The sequence below is a fragment of the Streptococcus oralis genome, assembly GCF_003943385.1.
GTDB classification, from domain to species: domain Bacteria; phylum Bacillota; class Bacilli; order Lactobacillales; family Streptococcaceae; genus Streptococcus; species Streptococcus oralis_CA.
On record NZ_RJPI01000001.1, the window covers coordinates 69,199 to 89,866 of the forward strand.

Consider the following 20,668-nt stretch of genomic DNA (forward strand, 5'->3'; position numbering starts at 1 on the left):
AATCATGGCTGAAAAAATTCAATTATCAAAATCAGATCGTCAAAAAGTTTGGTGGCGTTCACAATTCCTTCAAGGTTCTTGGAACTACGAACGTATGCAAAACTTGGGTTGGGCTTACTCTTTGATCCCAGCTATCAAAAAATTGTACACTAAAAAAGAAGACCAAGCGGCGGCTCTTGAGCGTCACCTTGAGTTCTTCAACACTCACCCATACGTTGCTGCTCCTATCATGGGAGTTACTCTTGCACTTGAAGAAGAGCGCGCTAACGGTGTTGAAATCGACGACGCAGCTATCCAAGGGGTTAAGATCGGTATGATGGGACCTCTTGCTGGTATCGGTGACCCAGTATTCTGGTTTACAGTTCGTCCTATCCTTGGAGCCCTTGGTGCATCACTTGCTGCATCTGGTAACATTGTTGGTCCCCTTCTCTTCTTCTTTGGATGGAATGCTATCCGTATGGCCTTCCTATGGTATACACAAGAGTTCGGTTACAAAGCTGGATCTGAAATCACTAAAGACATGTCTGGTGGTATCTTGAAAGACATCACCAAAGGAGCATCTATCCTTGGTATGTTCATCCTTGCCGTTCTTGTACAACGTTGGGTATCTATCAACTTTACTGTGAACCTTCCAGGTAAACAATTGGCTGAAGGAGCTTACATCAACTTCCCAGAAGGTGCTGTTACTGGTGCTGAATTGAAAGGAATTCTTGCTGATGCACTTGGAGGATTGAGCCTAGATAAGATTCAACCACAAACCCTTCAAGGTCAGTTGAACTCATTGATTCCAGGATTGATGGGACTTCTCCTTACTTTCCTTTGCATGTGGTTGCTTAAGAAAAAAGTATCACCAATCGCAATCATCCTTGCTCTCTTTGCAGTAGGTATTGCAGCTCGTTTCTTCGGTATCATGTAAACCATCGAGAATATAAATAAAAAAGAATCAGGATTAAATCCTGATTCTTTTTGTGTATCAACTTTTTCTTCTAGTCAAATAATGCAAGCCCCCAATCACAACTGCCATGATGGCTGTATAGACGACTTGGGTCGTTTCTAGAGGCACAAAAGTTCTTTGCAGGATAAATGTATTGGCAAGTACGCCAACAAGGGCTGCAAGGATCAAAAACGTGAGCAAGAGTAACTTGTATCGATTAAAAGGCAAGCTGACCTTGGCAACTAGACACAGACCATTGATTAAAGCAAGGAGGAAGCAAATAAATTTGACCTGACCTGGGACAGTGATAAAGAAGTTCGTCAGGAGAACACTAGCAACCAGAATGCCACCACCAATCGCAGCATTGGTCAAAATATCTCGCATAAAATGTGTGCTGACCTTTTCTTTATTGGACTCAAAAGTTAGGAAGAAAGATGGAATCCCAATCGTAATGGCTGAAATGATTGTAAACTGAATGGGGATAAAGACGAATTCCAAACCAAATACCACACTCAAAATGGCAAAAACGATGGAGAAGAAGGTCTTTGTTAGAAAAAGAGAGGCTACCTTTTGGATGTTGTTAATGACACGGCGTCCTTCCATCAAGATATCATAAAATACTGCAAAATCATCTGTGAGAAAAACAATATTGGAGACGCTTTTGGCTGCGCTAGTAGCACCATTCATAGCAAAACTAATATCTGCTTTTTTGAGAGCTAGAACATCGTTGACACCATCACCACTCATAGCAACTGTTTTCCCAGCATTTTGCAAAATAGATACCATCTTTTGCTTCTGTTCAGGTGTCACCCGACCAAAGATATCGTGTTCCAAGACCACTCTTTCAAAGTCATCATCGCTCACCTTAGTCATGTCAATCGCCCGCGCTTCTTCCTTAAAACCTGCCTTACGAGCCACCCCATATACAGCCACATGATTATCACCACTGATAATCTTCACTTCAACACCTTGAGATTCGAAATAGTCAAAGGTTTCCTTGGTATTATCCTTGATTTCATCTGACAGAACGATGTGGCCTAGTAGTTCCATATTAGCTGGAGCCGTAATCTGGTCCTTGCTATAAGCAAGGGACAAAATTCGAAAACCTTGCTGTTTTAGATGCTCATAGTAGGCATCCATCGGCTGGGTAAAGCCGAGAAACTCATAAGCACCGAAAAAGTAAGTTCCTCCATCTTTAACTTGGACAAAGGAATACTTGTTTTTACTTGAAAAGGCACCGACTTCTTGAACTTCCCAATTTTTCTCACAGGTTAAGTAAGTCTTCAGAGCTCGGGAAGTTGCATTTTCATCCTCGAAATAAGCTAGGTAAGAAGACAGTTTCTCTGCTACATTAGCATCCATTTCTTGGACCTTCATATTACCAGTCGTGATAGTTCCTGTCTTATCAAAACAAAGAACATCTACTCGCGCCAAGGTCTCCACACAGTATAGCTCCTGCACCAGAACCTTCTTTTTAGCCAGTTTCATGGCAGCTACTGCTAGGGAGACACTGACAAGGAGAATCAACCCCTCCGGAATCATGCCGACCAAGGCACCTGAACTTCCCAAGACAATTTCAACATAAGACCGTCCTAGACTAAAACCTCTGACATAGAGCAGAATGGCAACTGGCACCAGTAAGATGGAAACAATTTTTAAAATCTTATCCATGTAATCGCGCAGTTGAGAAGGATATTTTTTGAATTCCTTGCTGGATTTTGCCAGTTTGTTGATATAACTATCAGGCCCCACAGACGTAGCAAGGACTAGACAAGTACCGCTGACAACATTGCTTCCGCTCATCAGCTTGTCACCAACTGTTTTAAAGACCGAATCACTCTCACCAGTCAGCAAGGACTCATCAACTTCAATATTCCCTTCAAGCACTTCTGCATCGACAGGCACCTGATCTCCCAGATTGAGATACAGATATTCCCCCAGTACGATGTCTTCTGGATCAATCTCGATCGTTTGATCATCTCGATTGACCTTGTACTTACTTTTACCAAGCAAACTTAGTTTTTCCAAAGCATTTTTTGAACGCACTTCTTGGAAAATACCGATGGCTGTATTGATGGCAATCACACCTAAAAAGAGCATATTCTCAAATCGCAAGGTTGTGGCTACCAGAACTGCCAGAGCCAAGTTCATGGCATTAAAGAAGGTAAAGATATTTGAAACGACGATTTCCTTGGTTGTTTTATAGGGTTTAATATCGCTGATATTTCGTTGACGATCCTTGATGTCTTGACTACTTAAATACTTCATTTCTACTCCGATATCCTTTTGTACTACTATAGTAACACATATCTTTTTCTCTGTCACTTAAAGACTCAAAATAAGAAGAACTCCCTTGACAAGCATCATCTGTCACCACTTTTAAAAAAGAGGCTAGAATTTCCCTAACCTCTTTTCTTTATGATTTATTCTGCCAAGGCTCCCATTGGATCCCATGGTGCGAGCACAATTGGTTCTGCTTCATAAGCAGCTTGTTCTTCTGCTGTCAGCAATTCTTTGCGAACAACGATTTGGTAGGTGTATTCGTCCATCCAAGCATCTGAGGCAACAAAGTACCCATCTGTACCGACCTTGTCTCCCCAAGAGTTCTCAACCTTCCACTTGGTTGACTTGCCGTTTTCATCCAAATCAACACCTGTCAAGACCATGGCGTGGGTCATCAAGCTTTCGCTGTAGTCCAAACGTCCAGCCTTGTCTTGAGTCAGTTGAATGTCCATGCTTGATTCGAAGTCATAAACATCTGTCGCAAGGATTCCAGCTTTGCGGTTGCTGAGCTGGCCGACATCTGAACCAAACCAAACAGTCTCACCTGCTTGCATTTGAGCAATCGCCAATTCTTTCAAACGCTCCATAGGAACGTTGATATAACGAATCTCACGGCTACCAACGACATTTCCTAACATCTCAACTGTGTAAGATTTACCGTAAGGCTTGTCAGCGGTTGGAGCGTTGATAACCGAAACATAATCTTCTAGAGGAAGATTGACATATTTCTTGTAAAACTCTTGTGGTGTGATGCCCTTTTCACTTTGGTAGTTATCATCCTTATCACGATAAGCAAAGTCAAACTTACGTGGTGGAAGTCCTAGTGACATAGCAAGAAAGTTAAAGATTTCTTGCAAGAGGTCTTCTTTCTTAGCTTGAACAGTCGCTTGGTCTGCACTAGAAGCAAGCAAATCACGCAAGATTTGAGCATCTTGACGAAGTAATTTGTTGAGGATGGCATTGAGCTCACGGCTGTTGCTAGAAGAAACTGACTCAGGGTAAACGGACTTAGGAACAACACCGTATTTCTCAAAGAGGGACACTACCATATCCCACTGACCGCCGTCTTGTTGGGGTGTTTGGAGCAGGAAGCCAACCTTGCGGCTCGTCAATTCTTGGTCTGCAGTCGCAATGACTTGTTCCAAGAACCAGTTGGATTTCTCGTACTTGTCCCAGAAGAAGGTGTGGGCTTGGGACAATTCAAAGTTTTCGAGCTTGTATTGAGAGATGAGTTTGTGACGGAAAGTGTTAAGGGCTGCAAACATCCAGCAACGACCAGATGCTTTCTGGTTGGTAACCTTGTCCTTGGTCAAATCCAATGAGAAAACAGGTGTGTTGTCTACATGGCTTTGGCGACGTTCTAGAGCTGCAAAAATTCCGTTATGGCTGGCAGCATTTTCGATAGCTTGGTATTTTACATTTGCTTCATAGTTGGCAAATAGTTGATCCGTAAATGATTCTTGAATCGCGTTCATAAATTCCTCCTTTTATTCTACTGTCTATTATAACTCTTTTCACAAAGGAAGCAACTGAAAAACATAAAAAGGCAAGGACATTCTCCCCCACCTTTTCTAACATAATCCAAACTAAGCAATACTAGCAAGGAGCTCCTCTAACTCATCCTTGGTCAAGCGACGCCATTCTCCTCGTTCTAAGTTTTCATCCAAGACTAGAGTTCCCATAGTCAAACGTTGCAGGTCTACCACTTCCTTGCCACAGTAGGCTACCATGCGTTTGACCTGGTGGAATTTACCTTCAGCAATGGTCACACGAACCAAACTTTGATTCTTTTCTGAATCAATAGATATAAGCTCCAGCTTAGCTGGCTGGCAGGTAAAGTCCTTGAGAGGAATTCCCTTGGCAAATGTCTCCACATCTTCTTGAGTCATAATACCCTTAACCCGAGCCAGATAAGTCTTATCCACATGACGTTTAGGCGAAAGAAGAGCATGGGCCAGCTGACCATCATTGGTCAAGAGCAGGAGACCATGTGTATCGATATCCAAGCGCCCTACTGGAAAAACTTCCTTGGTCCGCGCCAAATCATCCAACAAGTCTAGAACCGTTCTGTGCTTGGGATCCTCGGTCGCTGAAATAACTCCTTGGGGCTTGTTCATCATGTAGCAGACAAATTCCTCGTATTCTAGCTTTTGACCATCAAAGCGAATCTCATCTCTTTCTTCATTAATCTGCAGTTTAGCTGACTTTTCTTTTTTACCATTTACCGTCACCCGCCCAGCCTTGAGCAAGTTTTTGACCTCTGTTCGACTCCCTACAGCGCAGGCAACTAAAAATTTATCTAATCTCATAGAACTATTATATCATACTCAAAAGGAGGCTGGCCCAAGTGACCAACCTCCTTTTTTCTAATTTTTCAAGAAACTAACTTCCTCGTCTCCAGAAAATAGCCAAAACAATCATAGCCCCTAAAATAGCTGGGACACTCTATCACACAAATCCATTAATTGTGTTGCAACCGTTATTCCAGTAGGTATTTTATGTAGAATTGCTTGTATTGAAATCCAAGCTTTCTTAATTTTTATCCTTTTGGGATTGCTTGAGGACATTTCTGACTGAATTGTTTCAACATCGTCAATAACTACTTCTTTATCATCATTTGACAAGAAGTTAGATTTTATGAGTTCGCTTAAAACATCTGAACAAAGTTTTTCTATTGAATCATTATCCATTGATATAGTATTTACTGAAGAAATACTGCCATTTCCTACTGCAGATGTAGTCCCATAGTTATTTTCAATATTCTGTGTAATTTGCGGCATATTTTGACTTAATCCTGTGAGTTCTATTATTTTTTGAGATAATTGGTCATTTATATAGTCAACTAATGGTTTAAATACTTTATTTAGGAAAGCTCGTATATTATCATTAAATTTTCTTGAAGAGGTGAATAAAAACATACGAGATACCCCTGCTAAATTCATATCCTCTTCAATAATAGTATTTAAATAGTCATAAATAAGCTTCAAATGTTCCGCTTCATTTATGGGAGCATTTATACTATTCCATCCTGTATTTTTATCTTTGATAATGAACTCTCTACTATAATTTTCGGGTAAACCAATCCATAAATTATTTAGAATTTCTTGTATAGCATCATTTTTATCAATAAACTCTTTAAACCTAATAAGATACAGCAAATCATCATCGTATTTAGAATTCAGCATATTTGATGAACTTCTTCTAAAATCTAAGCTAATTTTTCTGTATTTCTGTAAATCACTCAATATATATCACCTCCACAATAGGCACAAAAGACTTTTGAAGCACCAGCATTATATAAGACTTTTTCATGTCGTTCACATATTCCACAAGAAAATACTTCCTCGACAGAATCCTGCTCTTCCGGTTTCAAGATAGACTTGTGTTTTATTTTTTTGAAATCAACCTTAAAACTTTTTGAACTTTTTACTGACCCAAGACTTTTATTTATAGCGTTAATCATCCATTCCTCAGCAATATTCTGAATATAGGCTAGAGTTTCTTTCGAGTAAAATTTGTCTGCCACATCAACTAAACCACAGTATGGGCAAAATAATTCCTCAAGACTAAAACTCTCATCTTTCACATCACTAGCCAATAGCTTAAACTGTTCTTCGCAGAATGGACATTCATAAGTAAAATATCCATCCGAATCGGATTCGAATTCAATTATAAAACTTTCCATATTATACCTCTTTAGATTTCTATATATGTTTATCAAAGATTGAGAAATAGACAATTCTATAATCCTATTATAGCACACCTCAAACATCACAACAATGAAAACCCGTGTAACCACTATATCTACACATCATTCTGCACTCCAATAACCAACTTTGCCTCTTGATCCTAGCTATTTCACATCACTGGAATCTTGTAAAAAACACTTGACACTTCCTCTATAGCGAGTAATGATGAACTCATCAAATAAAGCATGGAAGATTTATATAGAGAAATTCGATAAAAATATAGAAACTATCTAGCTTACTAATTTTGTGAAACTATGAGATTATATCATACTCAAAAGGAGGCTGGCTCAAGTGACCAACCTCCTTTTTTCTAATTTTACAAGAAACTAACTTCCTCGTCTCCAGAAAATCGCTAAGACAATCATAGCTCCTAAAATAGCTGGGATAATGGCCGTTCCTGCTATAATAGGAGACCAACAAACATACTTCCAAGCATAACTTCTCCTTAAATTGCCCAGTCTCCATTACGGAAGAGGGGTACACGTGTTCCATCCTCACGGATACCATCGATATCCATTTGACTAGAACCAATCATAAAGTCAACGTGAACATCTGAACGGTTAAGTCCTGCAGCTTCAAGCTCTTCTTCGCTCATCTCTGCCCCACCAACAACGCTGGTCGCATAGGCTGCACCGATAGCCAAGTGGTTTGACGCATTTTCATCGAAAAGGGTATTAAAGAAGGTAATGCCTGACTGAGAAATTGGACTTGGATCTGGTACCAGGGCACATTCACCTAAGGCACGCGCGCCCGCATTTTCAAAGACAAGGTCTTTCATGACCTGATCACCCTTCTCAGCTGAAATATCCACGATTTGTCCATCCTTGAAGGTTACTTTAATTCCTTCGATGATATTTCCATTATAGCTAAGCGGTTTTGTAGAAGTGACATAACCATCTGCGCGACGAAAATCAGGTGCTGTGAAGACTTCTTCTGTTGGCATATTTGGCAAGAAACCTTCCCCTTGAGCATTAATAGCTCCTGCTGATTCCCAAACGTGGTTCTCAGGCAAACCAAGGGTCAAATCTGTCCCTGGCGCTGTATAGTGAAGGGCTGAGAATTGCTCTTTATTGAGCATTTCCGCCTTGCTCTTGAGGATAGCTGCATGTTCTTCCCAAGCCTTAACGGGATCTTCTTCGTAGACACGGCAAGTTTTGAAGATTTGATCCCAAAGAAGATCAACTGCTTCTTCATCGCTTGCTGCATTTGGGAAGACCTTCTTAGCCCACTCGAGTCCAGCAGCGGCAGCCACTGTCCAGCTCACCTTGTTGGACTGAGTTGCGATACGCATTGGCTTCATGGCAAGTCCCATAGCTTTAGCAGAAGCTGAAAGCTTATCAGCATCGACTCCGTTCAAGGCACCTGGATCAGATGAACGGACTCCGAGACGGCTAGCCTTGTTCTCCAAGAGATAGTTCATCTCAGCAATCTTGTATTCTGGTACATTGTCCAAACGCTCCATTGGCGCGTGGAGGAATTTCTCGCGATTGATGACATCATCTGTCCACTGAACAATGACTTCGTGCGCACCCAGTGCATAGGCTTCTTTGACAATCAAGTGAGCCAACTCCCGTTGCTCCACATCGATTGAGAGAGCCAAAGTGTGCCTAGGTTGCACATTGATTCCATTTGCAACCAACAATTTCGCATATTTTTCTAGATTTTCTTTAAAATTTGGTAAAACCATGTTGTTTTCTCTTTTCTATTTTTATTTTTCTTTCAAAGCAGATAATAATCCTGCTAAAGCAATGGCACCAGACAAGAGCGCTGTCGATAGAAGAATTGTTTCATCTGCAAGCTCTAGCTGATAGTCAAAAATCTTCTCAGCTGGCTTATCTTCCGCAAAAATTTTTAGTTTCATATTGAACTCCTTAAAATTTATTAAAATAAATCGCTATGACTGCCCGTCCTCAACAAGTTTAAAATCAATTCCGACTTGTCTACTTTATAGACCAAAAGCCAATCTGGTTGGATGTGACACTCACGAACTCCTTGAAAATGCTTGGATACCGTCAATTGATGATCACGATATCTAGCAGGAAGTTCTTTTCCTTGAACCAGAAAATTCAAAACTTCTTCTAATAATTCTGCCTTCAAACCACGCTTCATAGCCAACTTAAAATCTTTTTTAAACTGTTTATGATAACGAATCTTAAGCACGCAAATCCTCCATCAAGTCAGAGACTGATTCAAAGGATTGGCTCATATTACGATTTTGGTTTAAATCCCTTAATATCTCAAGTAACTTCCGATTCTCATCAAGCCTAACATCAAAAGGTAAACCCTGATATTGAATAGCCTGACGAAGGAAAATATTGATAGCTGTGGTCATATCCATTCCCAGATTATTAAATACCTGTTGGGCCTGCTCCTTCACCTCACTATCCAAACGGATGCTCATGCTCGTCTTTGACATATTTTCACCTTCTTTCTATTTATTATTTTAACAAAAAAGGCAAGCTCTGTAAATACAAAACACATACAACGGACATACAATATCCTTCAATAGACAAATAGAACGAGGAACTCTCTTCAAATATATTGACATAAAAAAGCTAATGTGCTACTCTTTATAAAAATACCCAAAATTACACAGGAGTAAAAAGATAATGGACGAAATCTTTAACAATGAAATTGCAAAACAATTTACTAGTGCTATTCTGGATAAATACCTTTCACCTATTATTTCAAAAACAACTGACAAATTTAAAACGCTCTACAATGAGGCAAAAATTAATCTAGAGATTCCTTTCCAAGATTATTTAACAAATTCTTATGAAAAATATAGTAAAATCAAAACGATTATCTACGGAATTGAGCCCAAAAGACTGTATGACTTTTTTGAAATCCCATTTTTAAAAAAAGGCTCAGACATCATCAAGCCCACTACAACAAGAGTACTAACTGGTATCTCAAAATTTTTAATCATTGAAGGTTCTGGTGGAATTGGTAAATCCACTCTCATGAAACACCTTTTTCTAAGTGAATTAGAATTAAAAGACTATATTCCTATTTTTATTGAATTAAAAGATTTCAACGAAGAGGGGCATTTAGACCTTGAGAAATTACTGCTAAAAAAACTAAATCAATTTCACAATACATTCCAAGAAGAATATTTAGATTATGCACTTCAATCTGGATGCTTTTTATTCCTATTGGATGGCTATGATGAATTGTATAGCGAAAACCAAAAAGAATTTTTCAAAAAGTTAAATGATTTTTGTGACAAATATCCTGAAAACCATTATATCCTTTCTTCCAGACCTTATAGCAAATCCGAATTCATTGAATTTCAACGTTTCACAGTTTTAAAAGCTGTTCCTTTTACTAAGGAACAAGCTATAAGTCTTATTACAAGAATTGAATATCCAGATGAGGAACTTAAAGATAAATTTATACGTGATTTAAAGAGTGGTTTATATGATAGACATAAGTCCTTTGCTTCAAACCCTCTGTTGCTAAATATTATGCTCTCCACTTACAATGACTATGCAGAAATTCCGCAAAAATTACATCTTTTCTACTACCAGGCTTTTGATACCATGCTCTCGAAGCACGATGCTACAAAAAGTTATCGACGAAAAATGTTATCAGATTTAAGTTCAGATACTTTTAAAGAATGTTTTGCAATCTTCTGTTTTCTAACATACCAAAAAGCAAAAACAGAGTTTACCTTCCCAGAGATTGACGAAATTTTTAAAAAATTTCCTCCTCGAATTAAAAACGTTCTCAATATAAGCAGTTTTATCCACGATTTAGAAAACTGTCTGTGTGTACTATACAAAGAAGGAAACAAATACAAGTTTTCCCATCGTTCTTTTCAAGAATATTTTGTTGCTTACTTTCTAAATATACAAACGGATAGTAAGATGCGTGACTATAGTTTTTGTTTAATAGAATGGGGAAAATTTAGAACTAGTGCAGATTCAGTATTCCCTATGTTAGAGGACATGAGTACCCAACGCTTTAATAATAATATTTTAATTCCTTTATTAGATAAATTTGAAGAATCTAAATCTGATGAAGAAGACTTATTTGAATATTACATTCTCAATTTTCCCGTAAAAATTATTGTCAGTTCTGATTCTAGAAACACATCTTTTAGTTTAGGATTCTTACAGGTCCAAGATAACCTTGAGAGTTTCATTTATTATTTTTTCAACAATACTATTGATTATACATCCTACCGTACAATAGATAATAATCCCCTAATATCATTTTGCATAGATAACCATTTAATTGACAAATATATCGAACCAGAAGACCTCATTGAAAATAAAGAATTATTGGACTTATTTAAAAAATCTTGGGTTGGCAAAAAAACACTTTCTCTCACTCATTACAAGCAGAAACTGATAGAGTCTCTAATAGAAGATGAGATAGTCTTAGAGGATTAGTAATCTGTAACCATTGTATATTTATGCTTATAATAAAAAATAACAGGATTATCTGATGTCCTGTTATTTTTTTACTATCAAACATCTCTGTAAAATTGGGGCTAATCTACCTTCTTAAAACAACTCATCAAACAGACTCAACTGGTTATCCTCTGGCATATTGCCGAGAATCCCCATTTCATCCATCTTTTCAACCAAGGTTGAGGAAAGGCCTCCACGCTTGCGTAGTTCTGTTTTGGAGAGGAATTCTCCCTCTTCACGCGCTCGAACTAACTGCTTGGCAACGTTCTCTCCCAGACCATCCATAGCAACAAATGGCGGAATGAGGGTATCCCCATCAATGAGGAACTCTGTCGCCTGACTACGGTAGAGGTCTAATTTCCCAAATTTGAAACCACGTTCCCACATTTCATTGACAATCTCAAGAGTTGTATAGAGATCAATTTCCACATTAGAGGCTTCGTTATTCTTGCGTTTTTCAGAAATTTCTTCCATTCTGCGCTTGATAGCATCCAAGCCCGCTCCCATGGTCTTGATATCAAAAGCCTTAGCACGAATGGAGAAGTAAGCACAGTAGTAATAAATCGGATGGTGAACCTTGAAGTAGGCTACACGCAAGGCCATCATAACGTAGGCTGCCGCATGGGCTTTAGGGAACATGTACTTAATTTTCCCACAGGACTCGATATACCACTCTGGTACCTTATTGGCTTTCATGGCTTCAATGTAGCCATTTCGCTCTTCCTCGGAAATCTTCAACCACAATCCCTTACGTACCCGTTCCATGATGGTAAAGGCCATCTTAGGCTCGAGACCCGCATGCATGAGGTAAACCATGATGTCGTCCCGACAACCGATAACGGTTGATAGGTCCGCAATTCCTTGCTTGATCAAATCCTGGGCATTTCCCAACCACACATCAGTACCGTGGGACAGACCTGAGAGCTGAAGCAATTCCGCAAAAGTCGTCGGATGCGTTTCGTCTACCATCCCACGTACAAAGTTTGTTCCAAACTCTGGGATTCCCAGCATGCCCGTCGGCGTTCCGATTTGCTCCGGCGTCACCCCAAGTACATCCGTCCCAGAAAAGAGGGCCATCACGCCTTCATCATCCATAGGGATTTCATTAGGGTCAATCCCAGACAAATCCTGCAATTTCCGAATCATGGTCGGATCATCATGCCCCAGCACATCGAGTTTGAGGACGTTCTCATCGATATCGTGGAAGTTAAAGTGAGTGGTCTGCCATTCAGCCGTCACGTCATCCGCTGGATACTGGACAGGCGTAAAATCGTAGACATCCATGTAGTTAGGAATAACAACGATTCCCCCCGGGTGTTGTCCTGTTGTCCGCTTGACACCGGCAGCACCTTGAGCAAGGCGTTCCACCTCTGCATCACGATAAAACTTCCCATAGTCTCTCTCGTAGCCCTTTACAAATCCATAGGCAGTCTTAGCAGCTACCGTACCAACCGTTCCCGCACGGAAGGCATATTCTTCACCAAAGATATCACGCACATCCAAGTGGGCGCTTGGCTGATCTTCACCTGAGAAGTTCAAGTCAATATCGGGAACCTTGTCCCCATCAAAACCGAGGAAGGTCTCGAACGGAATATCCTGCCCATTTTTGCTGAGTTTGTGGCCACACTTTGGACAGTCCTTATTAGGCATATCAAAACCGGAACCATAAGAACCATCAGTTATAAACTCACTGTACTGACACTGACCACAGACATAGTGAGGAGAAAGAGGATTAACCTCCGTAATCCCAATCATAGTCGCAACGAAACTAGAGCCGACAGATCCACGAGAACCAACCAAGTAGCCCCGTTCATTGGAACGTTGCACCAGCATCTGGGAAGCCAGATAAATCACGGCAAATCCATTCCCCAGAATAGAAGTTAATTCTTTTTCAATCCGCAAATCAACGATATCTGGCAGAGGATTTCCATAAATCTCAAAAGCTTTCTTATAGGTCAGCTCAGCGACCGTTTCTTCAGCCTTGTCAATGAAAGGTGTGTACAAGTCACCCTTAACAACCTCAACAGGCTCAAAAATTTCTGCCAAGGCATTGGGATTTTCAATAACTAGCTTGTGTGCTAGCTCCTCTCCTAAGAAAGCAAATTCATCCAACATCTCATTAGTCGTTCGAAAATGAGCTTTCGGAAGAGGAGCTGGTTGGGCATGTTCACCGTGACCAATGGTCCGGTTAATCATAGCCCCCTGTCCCAAACTACGGATGATAATTTCGCGATAAATCTCTTCTTCCGGTTCGATATAGTGAACATTTCCCGTAGCCAGAACAGGCTTGCCAAGACGGTCTCCCACTTCTATCAAACTTTTGATAATGGTCTGGAGTTCCTCCATATCCTTGACCTGCTCCTTGGCAATCAAGGGAGCATAGATAGCAGGTGGCATGACCTCGATAAAGTCATAATACTTGGCCACCTCAACTGCCGCATCCACACCTTGGGAAACAACTGCATCAAAAACTTCACCTTCTGAACAGGCTGATCCTAAAATCAAGCCTTCCCGATGGGCATCTAGAACCGTTCTCGGAATTCGTGGCACTCCTTCAAAGTACTTGGTATTGGACAAAGAAACCAGTTTAAAGATATTTTTTAGACCTACCTGATTCTTGACATAAATAGTCGCATGCTTGATCCGAGCTTTTTTATAAGAATCTGGACTAATCAAATCAATGTTGAGTCTAGCTAGGTCAGTCACACCATGTTTTTCTGCTACCTCTTTGATAAAGATGAAGAGCAAACGGCCAGTAGCTTCCGCATCGTAATTAGCCATGTGGTGATGTTCCAAAGCCACACCAAAACGCTTGGTCAAAGGTCCCAAGCCATGACGTTTATACTCAGGATAGAGGTTTCTAGCAAACTCCAGCGTATCGATAACTGGCCGGCTAATCTTAGGCAGACCATGGCGCTCATAGTTGGCATTCATAAAGCCAACGTCAAAGGTAGCATTGTGGGCGACTAAGACGGTATCCTTACAAAATTCTTGGAATTCTTGCAAAACTTGTTCCAGTGGTTTGGCATTTTTGACATGATCATCTGTAATACCAGTCAACTCCGTGGTAAAGGCTGACAGAGGGTGCCCTGGATTGATAAATTCATCAAATTCGGCAATAACATTTCCCTTGTACATCTTAGAGGCCGCAACCTGAATCAAGTCATTATAGATGGCTGAAAGTCCCGTCGTTTCCACGTCAAAAACCACGTAGGTTGCTTCTGACAAGTCCATTTCCACTTCGTTATAAACGATAGGAACGCGGTCTTCAACGATATTGGCTTCCATTCCATAGATTAGCTGAATTCCAGCTTTCTTAGCTGCCTTATAGCCATGTGGGAAGGACTGGACATTCCCATGGTCCGTGATAGCAACCGCCTTATGTCCCCACTTAGCAGCTGTCTCAACGATTTTTTCTACCTCTGGCAGAGCATCCATGGTCGACATGTTAGTATGAGCATGAAACTCGACCCGACGCTCACCTTCTGGCATCAAATCCTTCCGCTCATAGTGAACAACTTCCTGCACATCCTGCACGTTCATGGTCAAATCTCGTGTAAAGTTATTCATCTCTACATTTCCACGAACACGGAGCCAAGAATTTTTCTTGATGATGTCAAACTTCTGAGCCTCTTCCTCATTTTTAACCCATTTTTGCATTGAGAAGCTTGAACTATAGTCCGTCATTTTAAAGTTGATCAAAACACGACCCGTTCTGGTCACTTTTTGCTCGACATCAAAGACTACCCCTTCAAAGACCAAACGATTTTCCTCAGTTGTCACGTCAATCATCTGGGTAACTTCTGCCTTATCTAGTTTTGGCTTAGCCGCAGCTTTTTTAGACTGAAAATCGAAGGCTGGTTTCTCTTCTACTGGAGGAGGAGCCATTTGTTCTAGTTGTTCCATAGCCCGCAAAGCCTCTTCATTGGCAGCCTGTACAATTTGTTCATTCTCCGTATGGAAGGCTTTCTCCTGCTCTTGTGTAAGGGCATCATTCTGTTCTATTTGGCAAACAAAGGCTGGAAAACCAAACTTTTCAAGCTGCTTTGCTAGATTAGGAAGGTGATTTTTCTTAAAGTGTTCCTTATCAATCGCCTCTGAACCTTCAATAAAGAGTTGATTTCCTTCCGCACGAACTTGCAAATTCTGATAAAGAGATTTAAACCCCTGACTAGCACATGGACCTTCAGAAAAAGCCTCCTTATAGTAGGCCTGCAAGAGTTCATTTGAAAATTCCTGAGAGTGAGCCTTGATTTCGAAAACAGCTTTATTCCCTGTCTTAGAAAATTCTTCACTAAGCCCTTTCTTTAACTCTAAAAAGATTTCAATCGGTAAAATATTAGAAAATACAAAATGAAATTCCCAGATCTTACTAATTTTATGAACCACAACACGCTCAATACTTGCATCAACAAGAGCAGGATCCTGTCTCAGCTGATCAGAGATTCCTAGTTGATTCATTAAAATTTCAAACTTACTTGACATTCAATTTCCTCACATTATTCTCTTACTATTTTACCATAATTAAAGAAAATATATAGCCAGTACCATCTCCCTTGCGACTTAGATGAAAAGATTTTATCATACTTGTAGTGGTTAAAACTGCACTGATTAGTTGTTACATATTAGAAAGGTGAGATGAACTTCATCTCACTTTTATTTTTAAAATCCATTATGGTCGCTAAGCTCTTTGAACCAGTGACCTGATTTTTTCAAGCGGCGTTCTTGCGTTTCCAAGTCAAGCTCAACTAGACCATAGCGGTTTTTATAGCTGTTGAGCCATGACCAGCAATCAATAAAGGTCCAGATTAAGTAACCTTTACAGTTAGCGCCGTCTTCGATGGCACGATGGAGTTCACGAAGATGACCTTTGACAAAGTCAATACGATAGTCGTCCTGAATCATGCCATTCTCACGGAACTTGTCTTCCCCTTCAACACCCATGCCGTTTTCGGTCAGCAACCACTCAATATTACCATAATTTTCCTTGATATTTTGAGCGATATCATAAATCCCTTGCTCATAAATTTCCCAGCCACGGTGAGGATTGATTTTACGGCCCGGCATAACATAAGGCTCGTAGAAATGTTCTGGCAAGAGTGGGCTATCTGGATGCTTGGCAAAACGTGGCGCCATAACACGCAGAGGTTGGTAATAGTTGACTCCAAGAAAGTCCACTGTATGGTCACGAATAAGTTCTAACTCTTCAACAGTGTACTCTGGCAGCAAATCATGCTCAGACAAGATTTTCACTAGCTCTTCTGGATAAACCCCCAAGACAGACGGATCTAGGAAAGATTGAGCTTGAAAGAGATCGGCAATGCGAGCGGCCTTGACATCTGCAGGATGTTGGCTACGAGGATAGGCTGGTGTCAAGTTGAGAACAATCCCAATCTTGGAATCAGTCAAAATCTCATGACAGGCCTTAACCGCGAGACTACTAGCCAATTGTGTGTGATAGGCAACCTTAACCGCTGCTTTGGCATCCACCTTGTGAGGATAGTGGGCATCATAGAAATAGCCAAACTCTACAGGAACGATAGGCTCATTAAAGGTAATCCATTGGTCCACCAAGTCGCCGTAAGTTTCAAAACAAAAACGAGCATAGTCTTCATAAGCCTTGACGGTTGCCTTATTTTCCCAGCCATCACCAGCTTCTTGAAGGGCAAAAGGAAGGTCAAAGTGATAGAGATTGACTAAAAGACGAATACCCTTAGCTTTAATAGCCTCAAATACCTGACGGTAGAAAGACACCCCTTGAGGATTGACCTCTCCACGGCCCTGTGGAAAAATACGAGACCACTGGATAGAAGTTCGGAAGGCTGTATGGCCAGTCTCTACCAAAAGCTCAATATCCTTCTCCCAGTTCTCGTAAAAAGTCGATGTTTTGTCAGGTCCAATCCCATTGTAGTAGCGATTGGGTTCCACCTGATACCAATAATCCCAGAGATTATCTCCCTTGCCATCACCTGGCACTCGTCCTTCTGTCTGTGGTCCAGAAGTGGAGGAACCCCAAACAAAATCCTTTGGAAATTTTAGCATTGTTATACCTCTTAAATTGATTATGTCTTTATTCACTTCCATTATATAGAAAAAACAAGGTAAAAACTAGTTACATTTTTGCCTTGTTTTTCTTCTGATTATAGTTTTTATTTCTTGCTGAGGATTTCAAGCGTTTCAAGCAAGTTGTCTGCGTGAACTTCGATGGTGTCACCAGTCGCTTTGATTTTAACTTCTACAATACCGTCAGCTGCTTTCTTCCCAACAGTGATACGGATTGGCAACCCAATCAAGTCGCTATCGCTAAACTTCACTCCGACACGTTCGTTACGGTCATCTGTCAAGACTTCGTAACCAGCTTCCATCAAGCTAGACTCAAGTTTTTCTGTCAAAGCTTGCGCTTCTTCGTCTTTGACATTGACAGTAATCAAGTGCACATCAAATGGCGCCAATTCTTTAGGGAAGTTAATTCCCCAAGCGTAACGGTATTCCCCTTTTGGCGTTTTGTTAACAAAGAGGCGAGCGTGTTGTTCCATAACTGCTGATAGAAGACGGCTAACACCGATACCGTAACATCCCATGATGACTGGCACAGCACGACCATTCTCGTCCAAAACATCTGCGCCCATACTTGCTGAGTAACGAGTTCCAAGTTTGAAAATATGACCGATCTCAATACCACGCGCAAAGTTAAGGACACCTTGTCCGTCTGGTGAAATTTCACCCTCACGAACTTCACGTATATCCACATATTCTGCGGTAAAGTCACGACCTGGATTCACACCCGTCAAGTGGTAGCCATCTTCGTTAGCCCCTACAACAGCATTGCGAACATCTTGCACCTTACGGTCTGCAATGATTTTCACATTTTCTGGCAAACCAACTGGGCCAAGCGAACCAAAGCCAGCTGAGATAACATTTGCTACTTCTTCCTCGCTCGCAACATCAAAGAAATCTGCACCCAAGTGGTTCTTTAACTTGACTTCATTGAGTTGGTCATTTCCAACTAGAAGGGCTGCAACAAGCTCACCATCTGCCATGTAGAAGAGGGTTTTGATTGTTTGTTCTTCTGGGACATTTAGGAAGGCTGCGACTTCGTCAATGGATTTAACACCTGGTGTTTCCACGCGAGTTACTTCTTCTTCAGTAACGACACGGTTGCTTGGTTTGTACTCGTTTGTTGCCATTTCTAAGTTAGCTGCATAGCTAGACTCACTTGAGTAGGCAATAGTGTCTTCACCAGAAACCATCCATTTGAGCAATTCTGCCTTGATTTCTTCTTGCACTTCTGCAGGAATCTCATCAAATGAGGCAACTGACTTGTCTAAGACAACCCAGCGATCGAGGTCTGTACGGGCTGGTGTGATGGCCATAAATTCTTGGCTATCCTTACCACCCATGGCTCCACCGTCACCGATGATGGCCTTGAAATCCAAACCACTACGAGTGAAAATACGTTCATAGACCGCCTTGTACTCGTCATAAGTCACATCCAAACTATCGTAATTAGCATGGAAACTATAACCGTCTTTCATGATAAATTCACGCGTACGGAGAAGGCCGTTACGTGGGCGTTTTTCATCACGGTATTTAGGTTGGATTTGGTAAAGGTTGAGTGGCAATTGCTTGTAAGACTTGACAGAGTCACGAACAATAGCTGTAAAAGTCTCTTCGTGTGTCGGACCTAGGATAAAGTCCGATTTTTCACGGTTTTTCAATTTATAAAGGTCTTCACCATAGGTTTCATAACGACCTGATTCACGCCAAAGATCGGCACTGAGAAGGGCCGGAGCTAGCATTTCTACCGCACCAATCTTATCAAACTCTTGGCGCATGATGTTCTTAGCCTTTTCAATCACACGGTTAGCGAGTGGTAGGTAAGAATAAACACCAGCAGAAACTTGACGGACATAACCAGCACGCAACATAAGGGCGTGGCTGATAACTTGAGCATCGCTTGGCATTTCGCGAAGCGTTGGGATTAGCATTTTACTTTGTTTCATAATATTCCTCGATTATCTAAAAGAAGAGTCGCATAATGTCATTCCAGGTCACAGCTAGCATCAAGACAACCATGATAACTACACCAGCCATGGTGACATAGGTTTCAATTTCTTGTTTAAGGGGTTTCCGGCGGATAACCTCTAGGATATTGAGCACAATCTTTCCACCATCCAAAGCCGGAATCGGAATCAAATTAAAAATTCCGATATTGATGGAAATCATAGCTAGGAAATAGAGGACATTCTCAATTCCATTTTTAGCAGCATCACTACTTGCCTTAAAAATGGCAACGGGACCACCGAGTTTGTTCAAATCTGGATGGAAAATCAAGTTTTTCAGAGCCGAAAGGATACGGAGCCCTGAATCAGCAGCTGTCGTAAATCCACCAACAAACATGGATAGAAAGTCTGACTTGACCCCCGGTCGAACCCCGAGAATGTAACGTCCTTGATTCTCTTCTGGAGTCACAGTAACTTGTTTTTCGCTACCATTTTCAGAAATGGTCACATCCAAGGTCGGGGCGGTCTTGTCCTTGGTATCTGCTTCCACAGCCTGGGTCAAGTCTTGCCAATTCTTAATCTCATGTGAGCCGACCTTGGTAATTTGGGCGGTTTCAGCCACACCCACCTTAGCCAAAGCTCCCTCTGGCATGACATGAAAGAGATTGGTCTGAGTATCTCTAACACCGCCCTGCAAAAAGATCAAGATCCAAAAAACAACAACACCTAAGATAAAGTTATTCATGGGACCTGCAAAGTTGGTGATGAGCTTGCCCCAGATAGAAGCATTTTGATACTGTACATCCAAAGGAGCGATGCGTACTTCGGTACCATCTGCCTCAACAACTGTTGCATCATGATCCACAGCAAAGGTCTTTTCTTCTTCCAAGACCAAACCCTTGATAAAGAGCTTGTCTTCAAAGTCAAACTGGGTTACCTGCATAGGGAGAGCTGTTTGATCCAGTTTCTTTCCTGAGAGGTTGATCCGTTTGACCTTACCATCATCAGCAAGTGTCAAACTGACCGGAGTTCCTGTCTTGATTTCTGTCGCATCATCACCCCAGCCTGCCATACGAACATAGCCTCCTAGAGGAAGGATTCGAATGGTATAAGCAGTGCCATCCTTACCGATATGAGCAAAAATCTTGGGTCCCATACCAATGGCAAATTCACGAACTAGAATGCCTGATTTCTTGGCAAAATAAAAATGTCCAAACTCATGCACCACCACAATAATCCCAAAAACGAGGATAAAGGTTAGCAATCCAATCATTCAATATT

15 protein-coding genes and 1 pseudogene are annotated in these 20,668 nt (G+C 41.1%); 2 read left to right on the top strand and 14 right to left on the bottom strand.

Annotation, left to right across the window (positions count from 1 at the left end; all coding sequences use genetic code 11):
- The first annotated feature begins 4 nt into the window (after window positions 1–4).
- Window positions 5–916: a PTS system mannose/fructose/sorbose family transporter subunit IID gene (locus tag D8803_RS00385; RefSeq protein WP_000818314.1), complete on the top strand. Its 912-nt coding sequence runs from the start codon at window positions 5–7 to the stop codon at window positions 914–916.
- Window positions 917–973: 57 nt separating this feature from the next.
- Here D8803_RS00385 and D8803_RS00390 read toward each other — a convergent pair whose 3' ends face one another.
- The 10 genes and pseudogenes from D8803_RS00390 to D8803_RS00435 form a co-directional block, all read right to left on the bottom strand.
- Window positions 974–3,202, bottom strand: coding sequence for an HAD-IC family P-type ATPase (locus D8803_RS00390; RefSeq protein WP_131199924.1), 2,229 nt, complete (start codon window positions 3,200–3,202; stop codon window positions 974–976).
- A gap of 155 nt (window positions 3,203–3,357) precedes the next feature.
- Window positions 3,358–4,692 carry an aminopeptidase C gene (gene pepC / locus D8803_RS00395; protein ID WP_131199925.1) on the bottom strand — a complete coding sequence of 445 codons (1,335 nt, stop codon included), beginning with the start codon at window positions 4,690–4,692 and terminating at the stop codon, window positions 3,358–3,360.
- Between the two features lie 111 nt (window positions 4,693–4,803).
- Complete coding sequence (locus tag D8803_RS00400; RefSeq protein WP_131199926.1) at window positions 4,804–5,526, bottom strand: pseudouridine synthase; 723 nt, start codon at window positions 5,524–5,526, stop codon at window positions 4,804–4,806.
- Between the two features lie 117 nt (window positions 5,527–5,643).
- Window positions 5,644–6,462, bottom strand: coding sequence for a hypothetical protein (locus D8803_RS00405; protein WP_223804946.1), 819 nt, complete (start codon window positions 6,460–6,462; stop codon window positions 5,644–5,646).
- The gene (locus D8803_RS00410) at window positions 6,459–6,902 is read right to left on the bottom strand and encodes a hypothetical protein (protein WP_061418258.1); all 444 of its coding nucleotides are present in this window, start codon (window positions 6,900–6,902) and stop codon (window positions 6,459–6,461) included. The genes D8803_RS00405 and D8803_RS00410 overlap by 4 nt, the downstream gene beginning before the upstream one ends.
- 390 nt (window positions 6,903–7,292) lie before the next feature.
- Window positions 7,293–7,382 (bottom strand): annotated as a pseudogene (locus tag D8803_RS00415) (GlsB/YeaQ/YmgE family stress response membrane protein); the annotation flags it as partial.
- A gap of 29 nt (window positions 7,383–7,411) precedes the next feature.
- On the bottom strand, window positions 7,412–8,653 hold the full coding sequence (locus D8803_RS00420) for an aminopeptidase (protein ID WP_131199927.1): 1,242 nt from the start codon (window positions 8,651–8,653) through the stop codon (window positions 7,412–7,414).
- 21 nt (window positions 8,654–8,674) lie between these two features.
- Window positions 8,675–8,827, bottom strand: coding sequence for a hypothetical protein (locus tag D8803_RS00425; RefSeq protein WP_131199928.1), 153 nt, complete (start codon window positions 8,825–8,827; stop codon window positions 8,675–8,677).
- Window positions 8,828–8,847: 20 nt separating this feature from the next.
- Window positions 8,848–9,126, bottom strand: a complete 279-nt coding sequence (locus tag D8803_RS00430; RefSeq protein ID WP_131199929.1) for a type II toxin-antitoxin system YafQ family toxin — start codon at window positions 9,124–9,126, stop codon at window positions 8,848–8,850.
- A complete protein-coding gene (locus D8803_RS00435) occupies window positions 9,119–9,382 on the bottom strand; it encodes a type II toxin-antitoxin system RelB/DinJ family antitoxin (RefSeq protein ID WP_131199930.1) in 264 nt (87 codons plus the stop codon). Before D8803_RS00435 ends, D8803_RS00430 begins: the two co-directional genes overlap by 8 nt.
- Before the next feature lie 193 nt (window positions 9,383–9,575).
- On the opposite strand from D8803_RS00435, the gene D8803_RS00440 reads away from it, so the two are divergent.
- Entirely contained in the window at window positions 9,576–11,363 is a 1,788-nt protein-coding gene (locus D8803_RS00440; protein ID WP_223804966.1) for an NACHT domain-containing protein, read from the top strand.
- Window positions 11,364–11,477: 114 nt separating this feature from the next.
- Here the strand turns inward: D8803_RS00440 and D8803_RS00445 are convergent, their stop codons facing one another.
- The 4 genes from D8803_RS00445 to rseP form a co-directional block, all read right to left on the bottom strand.
- Window positions 11,478–15,869 carry a PolC-type DNA polymerase III gene (locus D8803_RS00445; protein ID WP_131199932.1) on the bottom strand — a complete coding sequence of 1,464 codons (4,392 nt, stop codon included), beginning with the start codon at window positions 15,867–15,869 and terminating at the stop codon, window positions 11,478–11,480.
- Window positions 15,870–16,046: 177 nt separating this feature from the next.
- On the bottom strand, window positions 16,047–17,426 hold the full coding sequence (locus D8803_RS00450; RefSeq protein WP_131199933.1) for a glycoside hydrolase family 1 protein: 1,380 nt from the start codon (window positions 17,424–17,426) through the stop codon (window positions 16,047–16,049).
- A 107-nt stretch (window positions 17,427–17,533) separates the two neighbouring features.
- Entirely contained in the window at window positions 17,534–19,387 is a 1,854-nt protein-coding gene (locus D8803_RS00455) for a proline--tRNA ligase (RefSeq protein ID WP_131199934.1), read from the bottom strand.
- A 16-nt stretch (window positions 19,388–19,403) separates the two neighbouring features.
- Window positions 19,404–20,660, bottom strand: coding sequence for an RIP metalloprotease RseP (gene rseP / locus D8803_RS00460; protein ID WP_125425092.1), 1,257 nt, complete (start codon window positions 20,658–20,660; stop codon window positions 19,404–19,406).
- Window positions 20,661–20,668 lie beyond the last annotated feature (8 nt).

What these genes read in the sequence shown, in the direction of transcription:
- D8803_RS00410 (WP_061418258.1), bottom strand. Translation starts at nt 6,902, where the DNA reads ATGGAAAGTTTTATAATTGAATTCGAATCCGATTCGGATGGATATTTT.
- D8803_RS00400 (WP_131199926.1), bottom strand. Translation starts at nt 5,526, where the DNA reads ATGAGATTAGATAAATTTTTAGTTGCCTGCGCTGTAGGGAGTCGAACA.
- D8803_RS00445 (WP_131199932.1), bottom strand. Translation starts at nt 15,869, where the DNA reads ATGTCAAGTAAGTTTGAAATTTTAATGAATCAACTAGGAATCTCTGAT.
- rseP (WP_125425092.1), bottom strand. Translation starts at nt 20,660, where the DNA reads ATGATTGGATTGCTAACCTTTATCCTCGTTTTTGGGATTATTGTGGTG.
- D8803_RS00390 (WP_131199924.1), bottom strand. Translation starts at nt 3,202, where the DNA reads ATGAAGTATTTAAGTAGTCAAGACATCAAGGATCGTCAACGAAATATC.
- D8803_RS00435 (WP_131199930.1), bottom strand. Translation starts at nt 9,382, where the DNA reads ATGTCAAAGACGAGCATGAGCATCCGTTTGGATAGTGAGGTGAAGGAG.
- pepC (WP_131199925.1), bottom strand. Translation starts at nt 4,692, where the DNA reads ATGAACGCGATTCAAGAATCATTTACGGATCAACTATTTGCCAACTAT.
- D8803_RS00385 (WP_000818314.1), top strand. Translation starts at nt 5, where the DNA reads ATGGCTGAAAAAATTCAATTATCAAAATCAGATCGTCAAAAAGTTTGG.
- D8803_RS00440 (WP_223804966.1), top strand. Translation starts at nt 9,576, where the DNA reads ATGGACGAAATCTTTAACAATGAAATTGCAAAACAATTTACTAGTGCT.
- D8803_RS00450 (WP_131199933.1), bottom strand. Translation starts at nt 17,426, where the DNA reads ATGCTAAAATTTCCAAAGGATTTTGTTTGGGGTTCCTCCACTTCTGGA.
- D8803_RS00455 (WP_131199934.1), bottom strand. Translation starts at nt 19,387, where the DNA reads ATGAAACAAAGTAAAATGCTAATCCCAACGCTTCGCGAAATGCCAAGC.
- D8803_RS00420 (WP_131199927.1), bottom strand. Translation starts at nt 8,653, where the DNA reads ATGGTTTTACCAAATTTTAAAGAAAATCTAGAAAAATATGCGAAATTG.
- D8803_RS00425 (WP_131199928.1), bottom strand. Translation starts at nt 8,827, where the DNA reads ATGAAACTAAAAATTTTTGCGGAAGATAAGCCAGCTGAGAAGATTTTT.